Below are 16,377 nucleotides of genomic sequence, written 5' to 3' on the forward strand. Positions count from 1 at the left end.
CGATCTGCTGCTCTGGGACACCCCGTTCCTGATCGCCGGTCACCGCCACGGCGTCTTCGACCTGCGCCACCGACCTGGCTGGTAGTGGCTGGACTGGACGCTCGCCGACCCCGTCACCCACGACCACCACAGAGCCACGGCGCCCGCACACGGTGTCACCCCGGTGGCGACGAGCGGCCACGGCAGAGATCGGCAATGTTCACCCTCGGGGCCGCTGACACGGCAATGATCCTGGTCGCGCCGTCCGCAGCGACGGTGGGGACCACGACGACAGTGTCCGTGCAGGGCACCGTCGCGACCACCGGTCCAGTCGCGTTGACCGCGAACGTTGCGCCCGCAAACGCCACCGGCACAGTGGAGTTCAACGAGGAGAACACCGTGACCCCCCACGGCGGCCGTGGCGAACGGGACCGCCGGCGTCAACCACACCTTCGGCACGACTGGCGCGCACGTTGTCACCGCAAGATTCACCGGAGCCGCCGGAACTGGCCTCGACCGGCTGATCCGCGTTTCCCATACCCTCGCACCGGCGTCACTCCGAAAGGCGCGCCGATTGTCCGACTCGGCCCCGGCGCGGTGGCCATCGTCTGCTACGACGAAGCCGACGAATACCCGTACATCGCGTCCATCGACTCGCGCGGCGAAGTCGGCGAGCGACGCGTCGACGCACTGACACTATTCGAACGCCTGCGCGCAACCCCGTGGGCGCTGCTACTGACGCCCGATGAAGGCGACGTCTCCGACAGGAACGGCGCGCGCCGCCCCGCAGGGGGTGACCAACACTCATGGTCGAGGACGCGTCTGTGTAGCCGCGACGGGGCATGCAGGCGGTTCAGAGAGGGGCGAATCGGTCGTCTACCGGAAGCAAGCCGGAATCGCCGCGATCCACGACGGCGTGGACCCGATGTTCCGGCTCCACTTGTCGCCGTCCTTGTCTCGGTCGAGCTTCGTCGAGTATCCGGGTTCGCCTTGGTAATTCGGTGCGGCGTCGGCTGCTTTTGCGTCGGCGCAGGATGTGTAGCTGACAGATGATTGCGGAGCGGTGTGGATCGGCGCCGGGGGGTGCCGGGACGACGGGCTGGCGGGGGGAGCGACGCCAACGGTTGTCGTGGCGGGCGCCGCGCCCACGGTCGACGCGGACGGTGAGATCAAGTACCACGAGTCGTACACCACGATTCCACAACGACCGAGCCCGGCCAACCGCAGCCGTGCGCGGGTCCCGGCGGCTCTCCGCCAACGAAAATTCTTCGATCGCACGTTCTCGGTGGGGGTCATCGCGCCTCGATGACGCCCATCATGCCAAGGTCTTCGTGGTCGAGGATGTGGCAGTGATAGACGGTGCGGCCGGGGTAGTCGTCGAACGCCACGCGGACCGTCACTCGGTTGCGGGCCGGGATGTTGACCACGTCCTGCCAGGCGATCTCGGTGACCTCCCGTCCGCCGGTGCGCAGGAGCTGCATCGGCCACACATGCAGGTGCAGCGAGTGCTCCATAGGCGAGTCGTTGACGAGGGTCCATTCCTCGACAGTGCCCACCCGTACCGTGTGGTCGGTGCGGTCGGGATCGTACTCGCGGCCGTCGATCGTGAACCGCATCCCGCCGGCGCCCATGGCCATTACCATTCCCACCCCGAAGGTGAACGTCCTGGTGGCGGCGACGGTTTCGCGTCTCAGGTCACGCGGCGACGGCTGCGGGGGAACCGGAGCCGGCGGCGAGGCGGCAGCACCCGCGACCTCGACAGTGGCAAGGACCGTCCCCGTCGCATCCCCGCCCGGTGACGAGGGATCGCCCCTGCCCCCGCGCCCCATCATGCCCATTTCGCCCCGGTCGACCGGCAGGGCCAGCAACTGCCCCGATCCCGCCATGGACACCAACAGGTCGGCGCGGTTTCCACCGGCCAGCACGAACTCCTGGACCGGTCGCGGCTCGGTGAAGCGGCCCGAGTCCAGGCCGAGCAGTCGCAGCTGTTGCCCGTCCAACCGAAGGCGTAGGTACCGGCTGACGCAGGCGTTGACGATGCGCCACCGTTCGAGCGTGCCCGGGGCGGCGGTCATCGTCGGACGGAGCTGGCCGTTGACCAACACAAGATTGCCCTCCCGGCCGACCATCCGGTCCATTATCGAGGTGGGCGCGATCCGCCCGGCACCGTCGAGGGTCAGATCGGAGATCACCAGCACCCGCTCCCGGGTGACGGGCACCGGATCGATGTCGTCGACGATGATGGCGCCGTACAGGCCACCGAAGATCTGGTCGGCGACCAGGTGGTGGTGGTGCGGGTGATACCAGTACACCCCGGACGGATGAGTATCGGGCAGCCGGTATTCGTAGTCGAAGTCCTGGCCCGGCTCGATCCGCAGGAACGGGTTGTCGCCGTTGCCCGCAGGGGAGACGTGCAGCCCGTGCGGGTGCAGGTTGGTCGGCTCGGACAAGCGGTTGCGCAGCGTCACCCGGATCCGGTCGCCGGGCCGCACGCGCAAGGTGGGGCCGGGCAGTCCGCCGTTGAACCCGAGGACCCGCGCCCGGCCCCCGGCGACCGGAAGGTCCCCCTCGGCCGCCGTCAGCGCGAGCGCGAGTTCTCCGCCGCTGCTCGAGAGCACGCTCGGTTCGGACAGTTCCGCACCGACCGCCGCGTCGAATCGGGTGCCTCGGCTGCCCTGCCAAGCCAATCCGAGCCCGCCCGCGAGCACGCCGGCCAGGCCCAGGCCGCCGACTTGCAGTGCGCGGCGGCGGCTGACCGGTTCCATCAGTCGCCGCCGTCGAGCATGCGCCGCCGGTCACCGAACTCCTCGGCGTCGATCTCCCCCCGGGCGAAACGCTCCTCGAGGATCTCGCGGGCCCGGGCCTGCCCGGCCGGCGGCGCGGGGTACCGGCCGGTGCGGCCCGTGATGTGGCTGTCCGGTCGAGATGTCGCGCGATACGTCAGCAGTCCTCCCGCCACCATGAGCAGCAGAAGCCCGACCACCAGCAGCGCACCGAACACCCACACCCAGCCGGCTATGCCCCCACCGCAGTCGCCGTAACGCATCTGCCGCCTCACCTCCGTCCGGGGGAGACCCGATGCTGTCGCCCCGTCACTTCCCATGATACGCCGGGGGGTATAAGTGTGTGCCTTCTCGGACCACCGTCACCAGCGCGGCAGCGTCGCCGCACCCGGCAGGTCCCCGCGCGCACACGGGACGGTGGTCACCGGTGTATGCGTGGCCGTCGTGCACGAGGTCGCGGTCGCGGTCGCCAGAGTTGCTTCCAGCGTTGGCCGAACCGATTCCACGGGTGGGTATGGCAGTGGACGCCGGTCTTCCAGAGTCGGTCAGCCCCCCGTGGCATTCGAATGCCTATGTCGTGCTGGTGATGTCGGAGTCCTTTGCGTTGTCGTAGTCGTCGTTGATCAGCACGGTGCTGCGGTCGGGTCGGTCGATCATCGACGCGGCGACGGAGGCGCGGTAGCCGGAGGCGCAGTGCACCCAGATTTCCCCGTCGGGGAGGGTCCCCTGGCGGTCGGAGAGTTCGTGGAGCGGGATATTGATCGCTCCCTCGATGTGGCTGCTGTCGTATTCGTTGCGTTGGCGGACGTCGAGGACGGTGATGTCCTTCTCGTGCAGTGCCTCTGTGAGAGCGGGGAAGTTGGCGACCCGGTAGGAGCGCAGTTCAGTGCCGGCGACGAGGGTGTGGATTTCGCCGATCGCGGCGCCGGTGAGGTCGTCGATGCCGATGCGGACCAGTTCGCGGCGGGCGTCGGTGACCTGGTCTTCGTTTTCGCCGATCAGGGTCAGGGGTGCACCCCACTGGTAGAGCCAGCCGAGGTAGGTGACGAACGAGTCCGACAACTCGAAGCCGAGGGTGCCGCCGAGGTGGCCGGCGGCGAAGGCGGTGCGCTCCCGCAGGTCCACGACCCATTCGCCGGCCTCGATGCGGTGGCGGAGCTCGTCCGGGTCGAGGGGTGCGGGCAGCGACAGGTCGACCGGGGCCGGTCCTCGGGTGTTGATCACGCCCATGTGGGCGTAGTAGGCGGGATACTCGGACAGACCGGCGATCAGTTCGTCGACGTAGCTTTGCTCGTCCTGGGTCAGGGCGGGGTTGGTGGTGCGTTGTTCGCCGACGGTGGAGGAGTCCCCGCTCGCGGGGGTGGCGGCGCAGAAGCTGCCGAATCCGTGGGTGGGGTAGATCTTGGTGTCGGCGGGGAGTTCGTCCGCCAAGCGGCGCACCGAGTGGTACTGGGCGTGGGTCAGTTCCCGGGTGTGGGCCTTGCCGAGGAGGTCGGTGCGGCCGGTGGTGCCGAAGAGCATCGATCCACCGGTGAAGACTGCGTGGGGGGTGCCGGCGGTGTCACGGAGGACGTAGCTGACGTGGTGGTGGGTGTGACCGGGGGTGTGCATGACCTGCAGCTGGATCGGGCCGGCGTCGATGACGTCGCCGTCACCGACGGCGCGCCGCTGGTAGCCGACGTCGTCGCCGGTGGGGACGGCGTATTCGGCGCCGACGGTGCGGGCCAGCTCGAGGCCACCGGTGACGTAGTCGTTGTGGATGTGGGTCTCGAGGACGTGGGTGATCCGCACGCCGCGGTCGTGGGCCAGGGCCAAGACCCGGTCGATGTCGCGTTGCGGGTCGACGACGACGCCGACGGCGCCGTCGCTGATCAGGTAACTGCGGTCGCCCAGACCGGAGGTCTCGATGATCGATACGTCCATGACTCGTACCTTCCTCACATTCTCTCAATGGTTCATACCCGGGTGCATCGGTGCTGCGGTGGGGTCGCCGCCACGTCAGCGGAGAAGGATCGTGTCGATCAGCACGTAGGCGGCGACGGCGAAGACGAGGTAGGCGAACCACCGCTGCAGCCAGTCGGTGTCGACCTTGGTGCCGAAATGACCGGCGATCAGGGACCCGGCGATCGCGGTGCCGGCGAACGCGACGGTGATCGCCCAGTCGATGCTCGCGCCGCTCAGGTGCGAGACCAGACCGGCCGCCGAGTTCGCGACGATGATGACCAGCGAGGTGCCGACCGCGACCGACATGTCCAGACCGAGCATCAGCACCAGGGCTGGGATGATCAAGAATCCGCCGCCGACACCGAACAGGCCGGTCAGGAAGCCCACCGCGATCCCGGCGGGGATCGATCGGGGGGCGCAGCGGCGCCAGTCGATCCCCAAGTCCCCGACCTCGCAGGCCGTGCCGGTGTCGCCTCGGTCCATCAGCATCCGGATCCCGGCGACGACCATCACGGCAGCGAAACCGATCAGGACCACCGATTGCGGCAGCAGGCGCCCGATCGCGCTGCCGGCGAAGGTGGCGGGAATGCCGCAGGCGGCGAATACCCCGGCCATGCGCCAATTCACTTGGTGCTCGAGAATTTTCGGGACGGCTCCGGCGATGGAGGCGAGACCGATCACGAGCAGGGAGATCGGAATGGCCTGTTCGAGGTCGAGGCCGAGGCCGAAGACCAGCGCGGGGACGGCCAGGATCGACCCGCCGCCGCCGAGGAGTCCGAGCAGGACGCCGATGATCGCCCCGAGCGCGAGTGCGACCGCTATGTCCACGATCCTCCTTCCGCCGCCAACCCGGGGGCCCGGTCTCGTTACCGGTCGCCGGTGCCCTGGGAGAGGGACTCGATGGCGGCCTGCAACGCCGTGGTGGCGTCGTCGGCGACGGCTCCGAGCCCGGGTTGGTCGGCGACCTGGACCATCACCTGTGGGTTCATCGCGTCGATCAGCACCGTGCCCGGATCGGCGGGATCGGCGCGAACGACGACGTTGCACGGCAGGAGCAGCCCGATCTGCCGGTCCACGGTGACCGCACGGTGCGCGAGCGGCGGATTGCAGGCACCGAGGATCAGGTAGTCCTCCATGTCCTCACCGAGTTTCGCCTTCAGGGTGGCCTTCATGTCGATCTCGGTGAGGACCCCGAAACCCTGCTCGGCCAGGGCTTTGCGGGTGCGGTCCACCGCGTCGGCGAACGAAGTGTGCAGGGTGGTCGACAGTGCGAGTGTCATGAGCGTGTCTGCCTTTCTCTCGGCGACTTGGGATCAGGTCGGGCATACTGCGGTGCGCCGGGACACACACCGAGGCGGTGGAGCAGCGGGTTCGCGGGCTGCGAACCCGGTGACCAGCAGCCACCGCGACGGAAAGACCATTGCCAGTGCGATTCCCGCGAGCACCACCGTTCCGGCGAGGAGCGGCACGATCCTTTCGATGGTTCAGCCGCACCGACGGGTCGCGTCGGTCATGGTCACCTTTCGTCGACGGCGAACGGAGGTGGTGGCCGGACCGAGCCTCAGGCGAGGGCGAGGAACAGCTTCTCGAGTTCGGCCTCGGTCATCGGCTCCCTGCCGTCCTCGGGCTCGCCGGTGAGGCATTCCCGTAGCCCGGTGGCCACGATCTTGAACCCGGCGCGATCCAGGGCGCGGGAGACCGCGGCGAGCTGGGTGACGACGTCCTTGCAGTCGCGTCCCTGCTCGATCATCGAGATCACCCCGGCGAGCTGCCCGTGGGCCCGGCGGAGCCGGTTGAGTACCAATGCAATGCTGTCTTCGTCGCCGACCATCATGGTTCCTTTCCTGAGACCTGATCACAGTATACCCCCGGGGGTACCAAGGGTGGGGTGGGTGCATTGTGTAATGCCCCACCCCACCCGCGGCCACGGTCCCGACGCTCAGTGCGAGAAGCTGATCTTCGGCAAGACCTTGCGCAGCCAGGCCGGTGACCACCAGGCAGCGTGCCCGGTCAGGCGCAGCAGCACCGGCAGCAGGATCAGCCGGATCAGCACCGCGTCGAGGAGCACGGCGACCCCGAGGATGATGCCCATCTCCTTCGGGGGCAACGGGTCGGCGAGGGCGAAGGTGAAGAACACGGCGACCATCACCGCGGCGGCGGCGAAGATCACCCGACCGGAATGCGCCAGACCGTCGACGTGCGCGACCTTTGGATCCGCGGAACGTTCGTAGTGTTCCTTCGCGGTGGCCAGCAGGAACACGGTGTAGTCCATGGCAATCGCGAAGATCATCGCGAAGAAGAACACCGGCCCCCACCCGTCCAGGAACCCCTGGGGCGTGAAGCCGAGCAGGCTCGCACCGTGACCGTCCTGGAAGACCAGCTTCGCGACCCCGAACGCGGCCGCAGTGGAGAGCAGGCTGACCACCGTGCCGAGGATCGCGCTCAACGGGGCCTGCAACGCCACCAGCAGCAGCACGAACCCCAGGATCAAGATGATGGCCACGATCAGCGGGAAATAATCGTTCAGCGCCTGCTGCAGGTCCAGATTCTCCGCGGGTGCCCCGCCGACCAACGCGCCTGGGGGCAGATCCGCGCGCAGGGCGTCGAGGATGGTGCCCATTCGTGCGTCGGAGGGATCGACGGTGGGCATGGCCTGCAGCATCACGTAGCCACTACCGTCCGGTGCGGGCTGCGGCGGCGTCACCATGGCGATTCCGTCGGTTGCGGCGGCTGTCGTCCCGGTTTCCGTACCCTCCGCGGTGGGGGCGATGATCTGCAACATCCCCGGTGCCCCCTCGCCCATCTGGCCCTGAACGAGTTCGTAGCCCTGCCGAACCGGGGCATCGGTGGGCACCACTTCGATCGAGGGCATTGCGACCTTCAGCCCGAGCACGGGGACCGACAGCGCGATGAGCACGAGCAGCGAACCGATTGCGAACGGCCACGGGTGGCGATGTAGCAGCTCGCCCCAGGCGGCGAACCGCGGCGAGCGGTGCTGCTGCCTCTTCGCCCAGGGCAGCGAGCCGGCGTTGACCTTGCCGCCGAGCGTGCCCAGCACGGCGGGCAGCAACGTCAGGGTGGCCAGCAGGACGAAGAACACCGCCAGCATGATCCCGACGGCCATCGTGCGCACCGCCGGTGCCGGCACCAACAGCACAGCGGACAGGCTCACGAGCACGGTCAGCCCGGACAGGGCTACCGCCTTGCCCGCGGTGTCCATCGTCTCGGCGACCGCCGAGACGGGGTCACCACCGTTCTTCACCGCGTCCCGGAAACGGGAGACGACGAACAGGGCGTAGTCGATGCCGAGGGCGAGGGCGAACATCATCGCGAAGTTCATCGCCCACACCGAGATCGGGGTGATCTCGTTGAGCAACACCAGCCCGCCTGCCGAGGCGACGAGCCCGGCCAGGGTCAGCAGCAGTGGCAGCCCGGCGGCGGTGAGGGATCCGAACGCGAGCACCATGATCGCCAATGTCACCGGCCAGGAGAACAATTCGGCCTGAATCATCGCGTCGTGGTTGGCCTTGTTGAAGTCGCTCCACAGCGCGGACGCCCCGGTCGGGTACACCTCGATCCCGTTGCCGGACAGTGCCGTCAGCTCCGCCTTGTGTACGTCGACGGCCTTGACCATGTCGTCGGTGCTCGCGTTCGCGCCCGCAATGAGAATGCCGGTGTGCCCGTCCGGGCTGATCGACATTCCCGGCTGCGGCGCGATCACCGCCCCGAACCGGGCATCGCCTGCGAAGACGGCGCCGACCTCGCGGAGGGTCTGTTGAACCCGCGGGCTGTCGACGGTCTGGGAGTCCGAGTGAACGACCACCTGCACCGCCGCCGAGGAGTTACCGCCGAAGTGCTGCTCGGCGAGTTGACGCACCTGCACCGATTCCGAGCCGTTGGCCTGCCACCCGGCACCGGCCAGCGAGCCGAACACCGACGGCGCCGCCGCACCGAGCGCGACCAGCACGATCAACCACACCCCGAACACCATTTTGGTATGGGTGGCCATCGCCACGCCCATTCGGCCCAGCACCCCACTCTCGGCGGTGGTCGTGGTCGTGGTCGTGGGCTGGTCGCCGTCGACGGTGGTACTGCGGGTCATCTGCGGTCTCCTTGACGATCTGAGAGGAACAATCTGGTCGATACAGGGGCGGGGCGATCAGCGGTGGGCACATGAGCCGCCATCACCGGTGTCGAGGAGCCGGCCCGCCGCGGCCCACCCGGAGGTGCCCCCGGCCACCGACACCGCGGGCCGTCCGACAGTCATGAGGATTCGTGCCCCCTGCACGCTCCGGTTCCCGGACGCACAGATCACGTACTCCACCGCGCCGGCCGGGATCTCCGTTACCCGGTCGCCAAGCTGTCCCAACGGCAGCAACTGCGCGCCGGGCACGTGCGCATTCCGGTATTCCCACGGCTCTCGAACGTCGACGACGGGCGCTCCCGCCGCCCACGCGTCGGAGAATTCACCGATCTCGATTTCACGCATGACACCCTTCATACCCTAGGGGGTATTGAACTTGGTCGACTATGTTACCCATGGGGGTATTTATGCAATCCTTCGGGTGGCGGGCGCCGGCGACGTTGGTGCGCATCGCTGGCGCATACCGGCTTCCCTGATCGCCGGCGCGAGTGCGGGCTCCTCGGTTACCCGATCCGCGGGCTGGGAGTTACAGGTGTCGAGGGTGGCATTGCGTGCCGTCCTCTCGCCGAGCTTCGCCGGCGCGCCGTCCTGCATGTCGATCTCGGTGCGGCCGAATCCCTGCTCCGCCGACGAAGCCTGGTTCTCGTCGACGGCACCCTCGAGTGCACGGTGGCCGGCAGTCGAGGTGGCGATGGGCTGTCGGCAGGGCGGGTGGGTCGTGCGGTCAGCGGCCGAAGAGTGTGCTGAAGAATCCGGATTTCGCCGGGGGAGCGGCATTGTTCTCGCAGGTGCATTTCTGGGATTCGGGTACGGCCTTCATGACACCGTCGACGTGTGCACCGCAGCCTCCCCACGTTGTCTTTCCGCAGCCGGGGCACGTAACTGGATAACACATGGTGGGTCCCTCCCCGGAATGCCGGTGATCGTAACGAAACAAACTATACCCCTAGGGGTATCCATTCGCGGGAGATGTGCGGATGACCACACCTGTCCTGTGCCGGTTTCTTCCCGCCTCGGCATGACGGTCATTGAGCAGCAACGGATCCGGGTCGCGGCGGTTCCGGTCGGATCCGCGGTGGCGCACAGTGCCTCAGGATGCCCAGCCGCCTGGTGGGCGCTCGGCAGGAATCGCTGTGATTTCAGCTATCGTTCGGGCGGAAAGTTCTCGTGGCCAGGTTCCTGATCGGCGTGGAACTCGTTGAACGCGGCGAATGCTCGGGGTCCGTACACGGTGGCGGGCCCACCGTTCATCAGAATCGCGACGCCGATTGCCTCCGCTGCTTCCTGTGGTGTGCTGCCGTGCTCGGCGGCGCCGCGCGCGTGTGCGGCGATGCAGCCATCGCATTGCTTGCTCACGGCGATCGCGAGGGCGATCAGTTCTTTGGTCTTGGCGTCCAAAGCCCCGGGTGCCAGGGCGGCTTCGTGCAGTTGCCCGTAACCGGCGTAGACCTGCGGGATCGTGTGGCGCAGTGCCCGGGCGGGTCCCCGAAGTTCCTGTTGGACGGCCTTGCCGTAGTCCATGCTCTACCTCCGATTATTGGTGTTTGCGTTCGGTATCGATCTCATCGGCTCGAGGTCCGGCACGGGACGGGAGCGAAAGCACCACCGGGACGGTGCAATCGGCGTGGACGAAACTGCCGTCGTCATCGAAGTGCCTCTTCTCCGGCGGGGCACCAGGTTCCTGCTCTTGTCAGGGTGGCAGGGGACCACGGACCACGGACCGCGCCAGGGCCGTTTGTCCCCGGCAGCGACCGGGGACATCGCCCGGCAGGAGGCTCCTCCCAGCGACGGCCACCGATCGGGGAACCAGATCGCCGCGTCGGCTCGCGCGCCGTCATCGGGTCTGCTCGCCGGAGAGTTCGGCGGTGACGTGTGGGACGGGTATGGGCGGCACTTCAGATCACTGATCGGGTCGGTGCTGTTGAGGGGCCCGGGAATGAAACCGCTATGCCTGCCCCGCTGCGGCAGGTTGTTGTGCGAGCGCGGCGTGTACTGCGGCCATGTCGAGTTCCTTGATCTGGGAGATCAACTCCTCGAGGGCCGCGGGCGGCAAAGCTCCGGGTCGTGAGTACACGAGTACCCCGTCGCGGAATGCCATGATCGTCGGGATCGAGCGGATTCCCGCGGCCGCGGCGATGTGCTGCTCGGCCTCGGTGTCGACCTTGGCGTGCACGATATCGGGGTGTTTGCGGGACGACTGTTCGAAGGTGGGCGCGAAGGCCCGGCACGGGCCGCACCACGACGCCCAGAAGTCGACGAGCACGACGGCGTTGTCGGTGATCGTGGATGCGAAGTCCGTGTGAGTGAGGTTTTTGGTGGTCATGAGGGATCCTTTCCTTGGGGCGTTTATCGAGGGAGCGTCAGGCCGACACCTGCTGTGCGGCCCATGCGTTGTAGCCGCCGACGAGATCGCTGACCCGCTCGATACCGCGGGCGCGGAGCAGCGATGCGGCGACGCTCGAACGCCATCCACCGGCACAGTGCACCACGATCGGCTTGCCGGTCGGCAGCTCCTGGGCGCGGGACCGCAACTGCGCCAACGGAACCGGGATCGCACCGGGGATGACGCCGAAGTCGCGTTCGCCGGGGTTGCGGATGTCGACCAGGGTGATCGCATCGTCGGCGCGCAGCCGGTCGAGTTCGGTGACGGTGGTGCGCGGTGCCGTCTGGACGAGGTCGGCGAGTGCGGTGGGGAGGATGCCGTCGGTGTCGGTGCCCAGGTAGCCGATCACGTTGTCCGAGCCGATCCGGGCCAGGCGCATCGCCGCGTCCTGTTCCTCGCCCGGGTAGGTGATCAGCACGATCGCCTCGCCGACCTCGGCGACCATGCCGCCGGTTTCGGCGAACCGGCCGTCGAAGCCGACGTTGACCGAACCGCGCAGGTGTCCGGCGGCGAAGTCGTCGACGGTGCGGGCATCGAGCACCCGGGTGCCGGCGGCGAGTTCGGCGCGCACCCGGTCCGCGGACAGTTCCGGGATCCGACGGTGCTGGTCGAGCGCCGGGTGGGTGGACTTGTTCAGGGCCGCGTCCACCGAGAAGTACGCCGGTACCGCGGGCTGGCCGTCGGTGATCAACGCGACGAATGCGTCCTCGCTCATCGGCTGCGCCGACGCGTTGGTGCGCCGTTGTTCGCCGATGGTCGAGGTCAGCTCCGCGGACAGGTTCTTGCCACAGGAGGAGCCGGCGCCGTGCGCGGGCATCACCGTCACGCCGTCGGGCAGGGTCAGTAGCGTGTCGTGCACCGTGTGGTACATCGCCCGGGCCAGATCCGTGGTGGAGCCGTCGCCGAGGTTGACCAGGTCGGGCCGACCGACATCGCCGATGAACAGCGAATCCCCGGTCAGGACCGCGGTCGGGGTGGCGTCCGCGGTTTCCCGGACCAGGACGCTGATCGATTCCCAGGTGTGGCCGGGGGTGGCGAGGATCTCGAGGTCGACTCGCCCGAGGGAAATGTGCTCGCCGTGCGCGAGGCGACGGATCGGGTAGTCGGTTTCGGCGGCTTCGCCGAAGCCGATCCAGGCGCCGGTGGCCTCGACCAATTCGAGGTGCCCGGAGACGAAGTCGGCGTGGAAGTGGGTGTTGATCACCCCGTCGATGGTGAGCCCGTGCGTGCGGGCGTCGTCGAGGTACTCGGTGATGTCGCGGCGCGGGTCGACCACGACGGCTCGCCCGGTGGATTCGTCTCCGATCAGGTACGAGGCGTGGGACAGGCACTCGATGTAGTACTGCTCGAGAATCATCGTGGTCTCCTCCGAAGTTGGCAGGATCTTTCTCCTTGTCAACAAGACTGCCACATACCCCATGGGGTATGCAAGTACCCCTGGGGGTATATGTCAGGCTCTTGGTGAAATACCCCCGCCGGTATCAGTCGGCCAGTGGCCACGACAAGGAAGTCGATGCCTGCGTCCGGCATGGGCGTCCGGCGCGCCGGTGGTGGTCGTGCGCGAAGGCTACGGGTCCGTGCGGGCCCATGTATCGGGTGTGCGGTTGATGCCGCTGGGGGAGGTGACTTCCTGGTCTCACCGAGGTGCCGGCGGGGGAGATGGTGTGCGTGTATCCGGGGGCGCAGCCTGGTCGCGCACCGATCTCACCGGCGCGGCGCGGCGTACGGTTTCGGTGGGACCGGGGCGGGGTGGCGGGGTGGCCAGCCGATAACTCTGCGGGCGCAGATCGAATTCGGCGAACACTGCGTCCTGCTGGTTTGCTGTGCGGCACGTTCGGTGCAGGCACTGTCGGTGCGCGGGTGCGGCTGGGCCGCTTGTCCCGACGTCTCGCGGGGTCAGCCGCGGATGGCGCCGTCCAATGCTGCGTGGTCGGCCAGATCCTCGGCCAGGAACTCTCGGAGCAGGTCCACTGCTTGCACAATCTTTTGGCTGCGTAGCGAGTAGAAGACGTTGTTCTTGACGCGGCGCGTCGTCACGATGCCGCGCTCACGCAGGATGGTCAGATGCTGGCTGGCGTTGGACTGGCTGATGCCGGTTGCCTCGCAGAGTTCTCCGACGCTCAGCTCACGGTCGCGAAGTTCGTTGATGATGAGAAGGCGCTTGGGGTCGGCAATGGCTTTGCAGACCCTGGCGTGGAGTTCTTGTAGTTGTGCCGCGATGTCTTGGTCCATCACCCCTCCAAACCGGGCCTCGGAAGCTGATTATAGGTGCGGCCCGCGTGCCTGCTCGGTCAGGCGTCGGTGAGGAGCAGCAGCGCAAGGGCGGACACCGCGAGGACGACGGCACCGGCTGCGATGAGGCGTACGAGGCCGGGGGCCGGCGGCGGCTCACCGGCTCCCACCTTGTACACGATCCGCACATACCGATGTTCCGACAGCACGAGTAGCAGCAGCGCGGCCGACAGGCCGGCGAGTCCTGGAACAGCCACTGGGAGATTGCCTGCGGCGAGGTGTAGCAGCAACGCCGACACGCCGCCGACGCCGAGGGCGGTCCGCTGCCATGCCATGGCGGTCCGCTCGGCCTGCAGGCCGACGTCGACGGCCGGTTCCTTCCTGCGACGATGCGGCAGCAGCCAACCGGTCAGCATCGGCTGCGACCCTCAGGTCTCGACCAGGTCGACTACGGTCAGCACCAGCGCCGCCAGGGCTCCCAGTGCGAGCATCGCGGCCACCAGCCTCGGCATCGGCGAGTAGGGCAGCTGTTCGCCGAGCCGCATGGCGCGTTCGTTGCGTTCCCAGTGGGTGTAGGACACGGCGCTGAGCGCGCCGCCGAGGCTGATCAGCACGAAGCCCAGTCCGTGGCGGATCGCCGTGGGGCCGGGCACGAACTGGACGACGGCGACCCCGGCTGCCATCAGGGCCAGTGCGGTGCGGACCCAGGCCAGGAAGGTGCGTTCGTTGGCGAGGGTGAACCGGTAGTCGGGATGCTCGCCGACCTCGTGCAGTGGGGTTTTCCCGGGGCGTGCCGGCCGGCGGGGAGAGCTGGTCACGATGTCCCAGTCAGTGAGGTCGACGCCGCGCACTGATTGCGTCCGACGTCGAGGACCTCGATCTCGTCGTCCCCGGGGGTGATCTGTCCGGCGTTCACGCGGCGGATCGTGTCGTAGGCCTGCGGCGCTGCGGGCAGGGAACTGACGATCTGCTCGACGAACCGTTCGATGGCCCGCTCGTTGAGCAAGGTGGCGGTGAAGACCTCTTCGAGGGTGGTGGTGACGAGCCCGTCGGCGTTGATCTCTTCGCTGGTGGACCAGTGCGCCGGGGCAATGATCGTGCGTGGATCGAGAGGTCGAAGCCGCTCGTGCACGCTGCGGAAGAGATCGCGGGCGAGTTCCTCGGCCTGACCGGTCAGGTCGGGCCGTCCGAGCCCGCGAACGAAGACGGTGTCCCCCACGAGCAGAACCGTCTCGCTGACCAACAGCGCGGTGGTGCCGGGGGTATGTCCCGGCAGGTGCATCGTCATGGCGCGGACCACGGCGGAGCCGAGGTCGAGCTGGTCGCCGTCTTTCAGGGGCCGGTTGGGAAACGGAACGATCCCTCCGGCGTCCTCCGGCGGCAGGTGGTACTCCGCACCGAGCCGGGCCGCCACGGCGGGGCCACCGCTGATGTGGTCGGCATGGACGTGGGTGTCCACGACGTGTGTGACGGCCATGTCGTGGACCTGCGCGAGCTCCAGGTAGGGCTCGGGTGACCTGGTGGGGTCGACGATGACGGCGTTGCCGCCGGGAACTCCGACGAGGTAGGACAGGCACGCCTTCGCGGGTCGCTGGAACTGCCACACCCGCACGTCCCCGGGCAATTCGGTGATCTCGACGGGGACGAGAAGCCGGTTCCAGGCGTCGGTTCCGCCCGCCAGGGAGCGGGTGCGGACTCCGAGGGCCTCGAACTCTTCGGCGACCAGTTCGGAGCCGTTTCCCTGCCCGCAGACGATCACCGCACCCTCGCGGGTGGCGGCGGCCTGCTCCTCGAGTTCCTCCATCACCCGGTACACCGGGACGTGGCGGGTGGGGACGGGCCGCGGGCCTTCCACCTTGCCGGCCCGGAAGGCGTCGGTGCTGCGGACGTCGAGGATCTCGGTGACGGTGCCGGCCTGGATCTCGCGAAACAGTTCCGTCGAGGTGATGTTGTCAGCCACGTGTCCTCCCAAGGTGCACGGATGTCGGGTGGTCTTTCACGTGTTCGATACGACGCGAAGAAGCATCTTGCAGTATGCGCATATACGAATGTAGTGTTTTGGATCACAGTTAGCAATGTCTGCGCGAAGGCCCTCACGAGGTCTCCTGGGCAGCCAGCCGAGAAAGGGGCCGGCGCATGTCCGACAGCCCGCAGCACGATGACGATGACGATGTCATCCCGGAGAGCATGACGATCGTGGCCTGGAGTGGTGACCTGGACAAGGTGTGGCCGACGCTGATCCTGGGGTCGACCGGCGCCGCGTACGGCATGTCCACCACGATTTTCTTCACGTTCTGGGGTCTCTTCCCGCTGGTGCGCGACGACGTCAGGATCACCGGCACCAACGCGATGACCAAGGCACTGGCAGGGATGAACCGGCCGGGGATGAGCCACATGAAGCTGTCCAAACTTCACATGGCCGGCGCCGGTCCATGGATGTTGAAGAAGCTGGCGCGGGGCCAGAATGTGGCCCTTCCGACGGACCTGGTGCAGATGTGCACGGAGCTGGGCGTGAACCTGTGGCCGTGCGAGATGAGCATGGAGTTGCTCGGCCTCCGCCGCGACCAGCTCATCGACGGTGTCGGCGAGCCCGTCGGTGCTGCCACCGCGCTGTCCGCGATGACCAAGTCCCAGATCAACCTCTTCATCTGACCCGCCGCATTCAGGGAGCCCGCCGTGAATTATCAGATCGACGTCACCATCGACGCCAAGGGCCAGAAGTGCCCGATGCCGGTGCTCCTCGCCTCGCGTGCGGCCAGGAAACTCGAGTCCGGGCAGATCTTGCTCGTCGAGGCCACCGACGGCGGGTCGAGGACCGACATCCCGTCGTGGGCGAGGGACACCGGGAACGAACTGCTCGAGCGCACCAGCGAAGACGGCGTCTACCGCTACATCATCCGGAAGAAGTGAGG

18 protein-coding genes are annotated in these 16,377 nt (G+C 67.8%); 2 read left to right on the forward strand and 16 right to left on the reverse strand.

Going from position 1 to position 16,377, the window contains the following annotated elements; translation table 11 throughout:
- Positions 1–855: 855 nt before the first annotated feature.
- The 16 genes from CJ177_RS09560 to CJ177_RS09640 form a co-directional block, all read right to left on the reverse strand.
- Positions 856–1,275 carry an excalibur calcium-binding domain-containing protein gene (locus tag CJ177_RS09560; RefSeq protein ID WP_061696824.1) on the reverse strand — a complete coding sequence of 140 codons (420 nt, stop codon included), beginning with the start codon at positions 1,273–1,275 and terminating at the stop codon, positions 856–858.
- Positions 1,272–2,744 (reverse strand): multicopper oxidase family protein, encoded by a 1,473-nt coding sequence (locus CJ177_RS09565; RefSeq protein WP_095867630.1) that lies wholly within the window; start codon positions 2,742–2,744, stop codon positions 1,272–1,274. Before CJ177_RS09565 ends, CJ177_RS09560 begins: the two co-directional genes overlap by 4 nt.
- A complete protein-coding gene (locus CJ177_RS09570) occupies positions 2,744–3,025 on the reverse strand; it encodes a hypothetical protein (protein ID WP_061045061.1) in 282 nt (93 codons plus the stop codon). The genes CJ177_RS09565 and CJ177_RS09570 overlap by 1 nt, the downstream gene beginning before the upstream one ends.
- Positions 3,026–3,332: 307 nt before the next feature.
- On the reverse strand, positions 3,333–4,685 hold the full coding sequence (locus tag CJ177_RS09575; protein ID WP_095867631.1) for a rhodanese-like domain-containing protein: 1,353 nt from the start codon (positions 4,683–4,685) through the stop codon (positions 3,333–3,335).
- Positions 4,686–4,760: 75 nt separating this feature from the next.
- Positions 4,761–5,534, reverse strand: coding sequence for a sulfite exporter TauE/SafE family protein (locus tag CJ177_RS09580; RefSeq protein ID WP_095867632.1), 774 nt, complete (start codon positions 5,532–5,534; stop codon positions 4,761–4,763).
- Positions 5,535–5,572: 38 nt separating this feature from the next.
- Complete coding sequence (locus tag CJ177_RS09585) at positions 5,573–5,986, reverse strand: DUF302 domain-containing protein (protein WP_061045058.1); 414 nt, start codon at positions 5,984–5,986, stop codon at positions 5,573–5,575.
- A gap of 281 nt (positions 5,987–6,267) precedes the next feature.
- A complete protein-coding gene (locus CJ177_RS09590) occupies positions 6,268–6,537 on the reverse strand; it encodes a metal-sensitive transcriptional regulator (protein WP_005571934.1) in 270 nt (89 codons plus the stop codon).
- A gap of 108 nt (positions 6,538–6,645) precedes the next feature.
- Positions 6,646–8,808 (reverse strand): MMPL family transporter, encoded by a 2,163-nt coding sequence (locus tag CJ177_RS09595; RefSeq protein WP_095867633.1) that lies wholly within the window; start codon positions 8,806–8,808, stop codon positions 6,646–6,648.
- 57 nt (positions 8,809–8,865) lie between these two features.
- On the reverse strand, positions 8,866–9,195 hold the full coding sequence (locus tag CJ177_RS09600; protein ID WP_061045070.1) for a rhodanese-like domain-containing protein: 330 nt from the start codon (positions 9,193–9,195) through the stop codon (positions 8,866–8,868).
- A gap of 798 nt (positions 9,196–9,993) precedes the next feature.
- On the reverse strand, positions 9,994–10,371 hold the full coding sequence (locus tag CJ177_RS09610) for a carboxymuconolactone decarboxylase family protein (RefSeq protein WP_061696829.1): 378 nt from the start codon (positions 10,369–10,371) through the stop codon (positions 9,994–9,996).
- 424 nt (positions 10,372–10,795) lie between these two features.
- The gene (gene trxA / locus CJ177_RS09615; RefSeq protein ID WP_095867634.1) at positions 10,796–11,173 is read right to left on the reverse strand and encodes a thioredoxin; all 378 of its coding nucleotides are present in this window, start codon (positions 11,171–11,173) and stop codon (positions 10,796–10,798) included.
- 37 nt (positions 11,174–11,210) lie between these two features.
- Positions 11,211–12,590, reverse strand: a complete 1,380-nt coding sequence (locus CJ177_RS09620; protein ID WP_061045053.1) for a rhodanese-like domain-containing protein — start codon at positions 12,588–12,590, stop codon at positions 11,211–11,213.
- Positions 12,591–13,129: 539 nt separating this feature from the next.
- Complete coding sequence (locus tag CJ177_RS09625; RefSeq protein WP_005257448.1) at positions 13,130–13,465, reverse strand: helix-turn-helix transcriptional regulator; 336 nt, start codon at positions 13,463–13,465, stop codon at positions 13,130–13,132.
- Positions 13,466–13,524: 59 nt separating this feature from the next.
- A complete protein-coding gene (locus CJ177_RS09630) occupies positions 13,525–13,881 on the reverse strand; it encodes a DUF202 domain-containing protein (RefSeq protein ID WP_095867635.1) in 357 nt (118 codons plus the stop codon).
- Between the two features lie 12 nt (positions 13,882–13,893).
- Positions 13,894–14,316, reverse strand: a complete 423-nt coding sequence (locus CJ177_RS09635) for a YidH family protein (RefSeq protein ID WP_061045051.1) — start codon at positions 14,314–14,316, stop codon at positions 13,894–13,896.
- Positions 14,280–15,425 carry an MBL fold metallo-hydrolase gene (locus tag CJ177_RS09640; RefSeq protein WP_095867636.1) on the reverse strand — a complete coding sequence of 382 codons (1,146 nt, stop codon included), beginning with the start codon at positions 15,423–15,425 and terminating at the stop codon, positions 14,280–14,282. The genes CJ177_RS09635 and CJ177_RS09640 overlap by 37 nt, the downstream gene beginning before the upstream one ends.
- A 176-nt stretch (positions 15,426–15,601) precedes the next feature.
- On the opposite strand from CJ177_RS09640, the gene CJ177_RS09645 reads away from it, so the two are divergent.
- Positions 15,602–16,117, forward strand: coding sequence for a DsrE/DsrF/DrsH-like family protein (locus CJ177_RS09645; protein WP_061045049.1), 516 nt, complete (start codon positions 15,602–15,604; stop codon positions 16,115–16,117).
- 24 nt (positions 16,118–16,141) lie between these two features.
- Complete coding sequence (locus tag CJ177_RS09650; protein ID WP_061045048.1) at positions 16,142–16,375, forward strand: sulfurtransferase TusA family protein; 234 nt, start codon at positions 16,142–16,144, stop codon at positions 16,373–16,375.
- Positions 16,376–16,377 lie beyond the last annotated feature (2 nt).

Source organism: Rhodococcus sp. ACPA1 (genome assembly GCF_002300195.1).
GTDB lineage: Bacteria > Actinomycetota > Actinomycetes > Mycobacteriales > Mycobacteriaceae > Rhodococcus_F > Rhodococcus_F opacus.

Coding starts and splice junctions, on each gene's coding strand:
- CJ177_RS09620 (WP_061045053.1), bottom strand. CDS start 12,590: ATGATTCTCGAGCAGTACTACATCGAGTGCCTGTCCCACGCCTCGTAC.
- CJ177_RS09590 (WP_005571934.1), bottom strand. CDS start 6,537: ATGGTCGGCGACGAAGACAGCATTGCATTGGTACTCAACCGGCTCCGC.
- CJ177_RS09610 (WP_061696829.1), bottom strand. CDS start 10,371: ATGGACTACGGCAAGGCCGTCCAACAGGAACTTCGGGGACCCGCCCGG.
- CJ177_RS09570 (WP_061045061.1), bottom strand. CDS start 3,025: ATGCGTTACGGCGACTGCGGTGGGGGCATAGCCGGCTGGGTGTGGGTG.
- CJ177_RS09585 (WP_061045058.1), bottom strand. CDS start 5,986: ATGACACTCGCACTGTCGACCACCCTGCACACTTCGTTCGCCGACGCG.
- trxA (WP_095867634.1), bottom strand. CDS start 11,173: ATGACCACCAAAAACCTCACTCACACGGACTTCGCATCCACGATCACC.
- CJ177_RS09625 (WP_005257448.1), bottom strand. CDS start 13,465: ATGGACCAAGACATCGCGGCACAACTACAAGAACTCCACGCCAGGGTC.
- CJ177_RS09630 (WP_095867635.1), bottom strand. CDS start 13,881: ATGCTGACCGGTTGGCTGCTGCCGCATCGTCGCAGGAAGGAACCGGCC.
- CJ177_RS09600 (WP_061045070.1), bottom strand. CDS start 9,195: ATGCGTGAAATCGAGATCGGTGAATTCTCCGACGCGTGGGCGGCGGGA.
- CJ177_RS09595 (WP_095867633.1), bottom strand. CDS start 8,808: ATGACCCGCAGTACCACCGTCGACGGCGACCAGCCCACGACCACGACC.
- CJ177_RS09565 (WP_095867630.1), bottom strand. CDS start 2,744: ATGGAACCGGTCAGCCGCCGCCGCGCACTGCAAGTCGGCGGCCTGGGC.
- CJ177_RS09645 (WP_061045049.1), top strand. CDS start 15,602: ATGTCCGACAGCCCGCAGCACGATGACGATGACGATGTCATCCCGGAG.
- CJ177_RS09560 (WP_061696824.1), bottom strand. CDS start 1,275: ATGACCCCCACCGAGAACGTGCGATCGAAGAATTTTCGTTGGCGGAGA.
- CJ177_RS09575 (WP_095867631.1), bottom strand. CDS start 4,685: ATGGACGTATCGATCATCGAGACCTCCGGTCTGGGCGACCGCAGTTAC.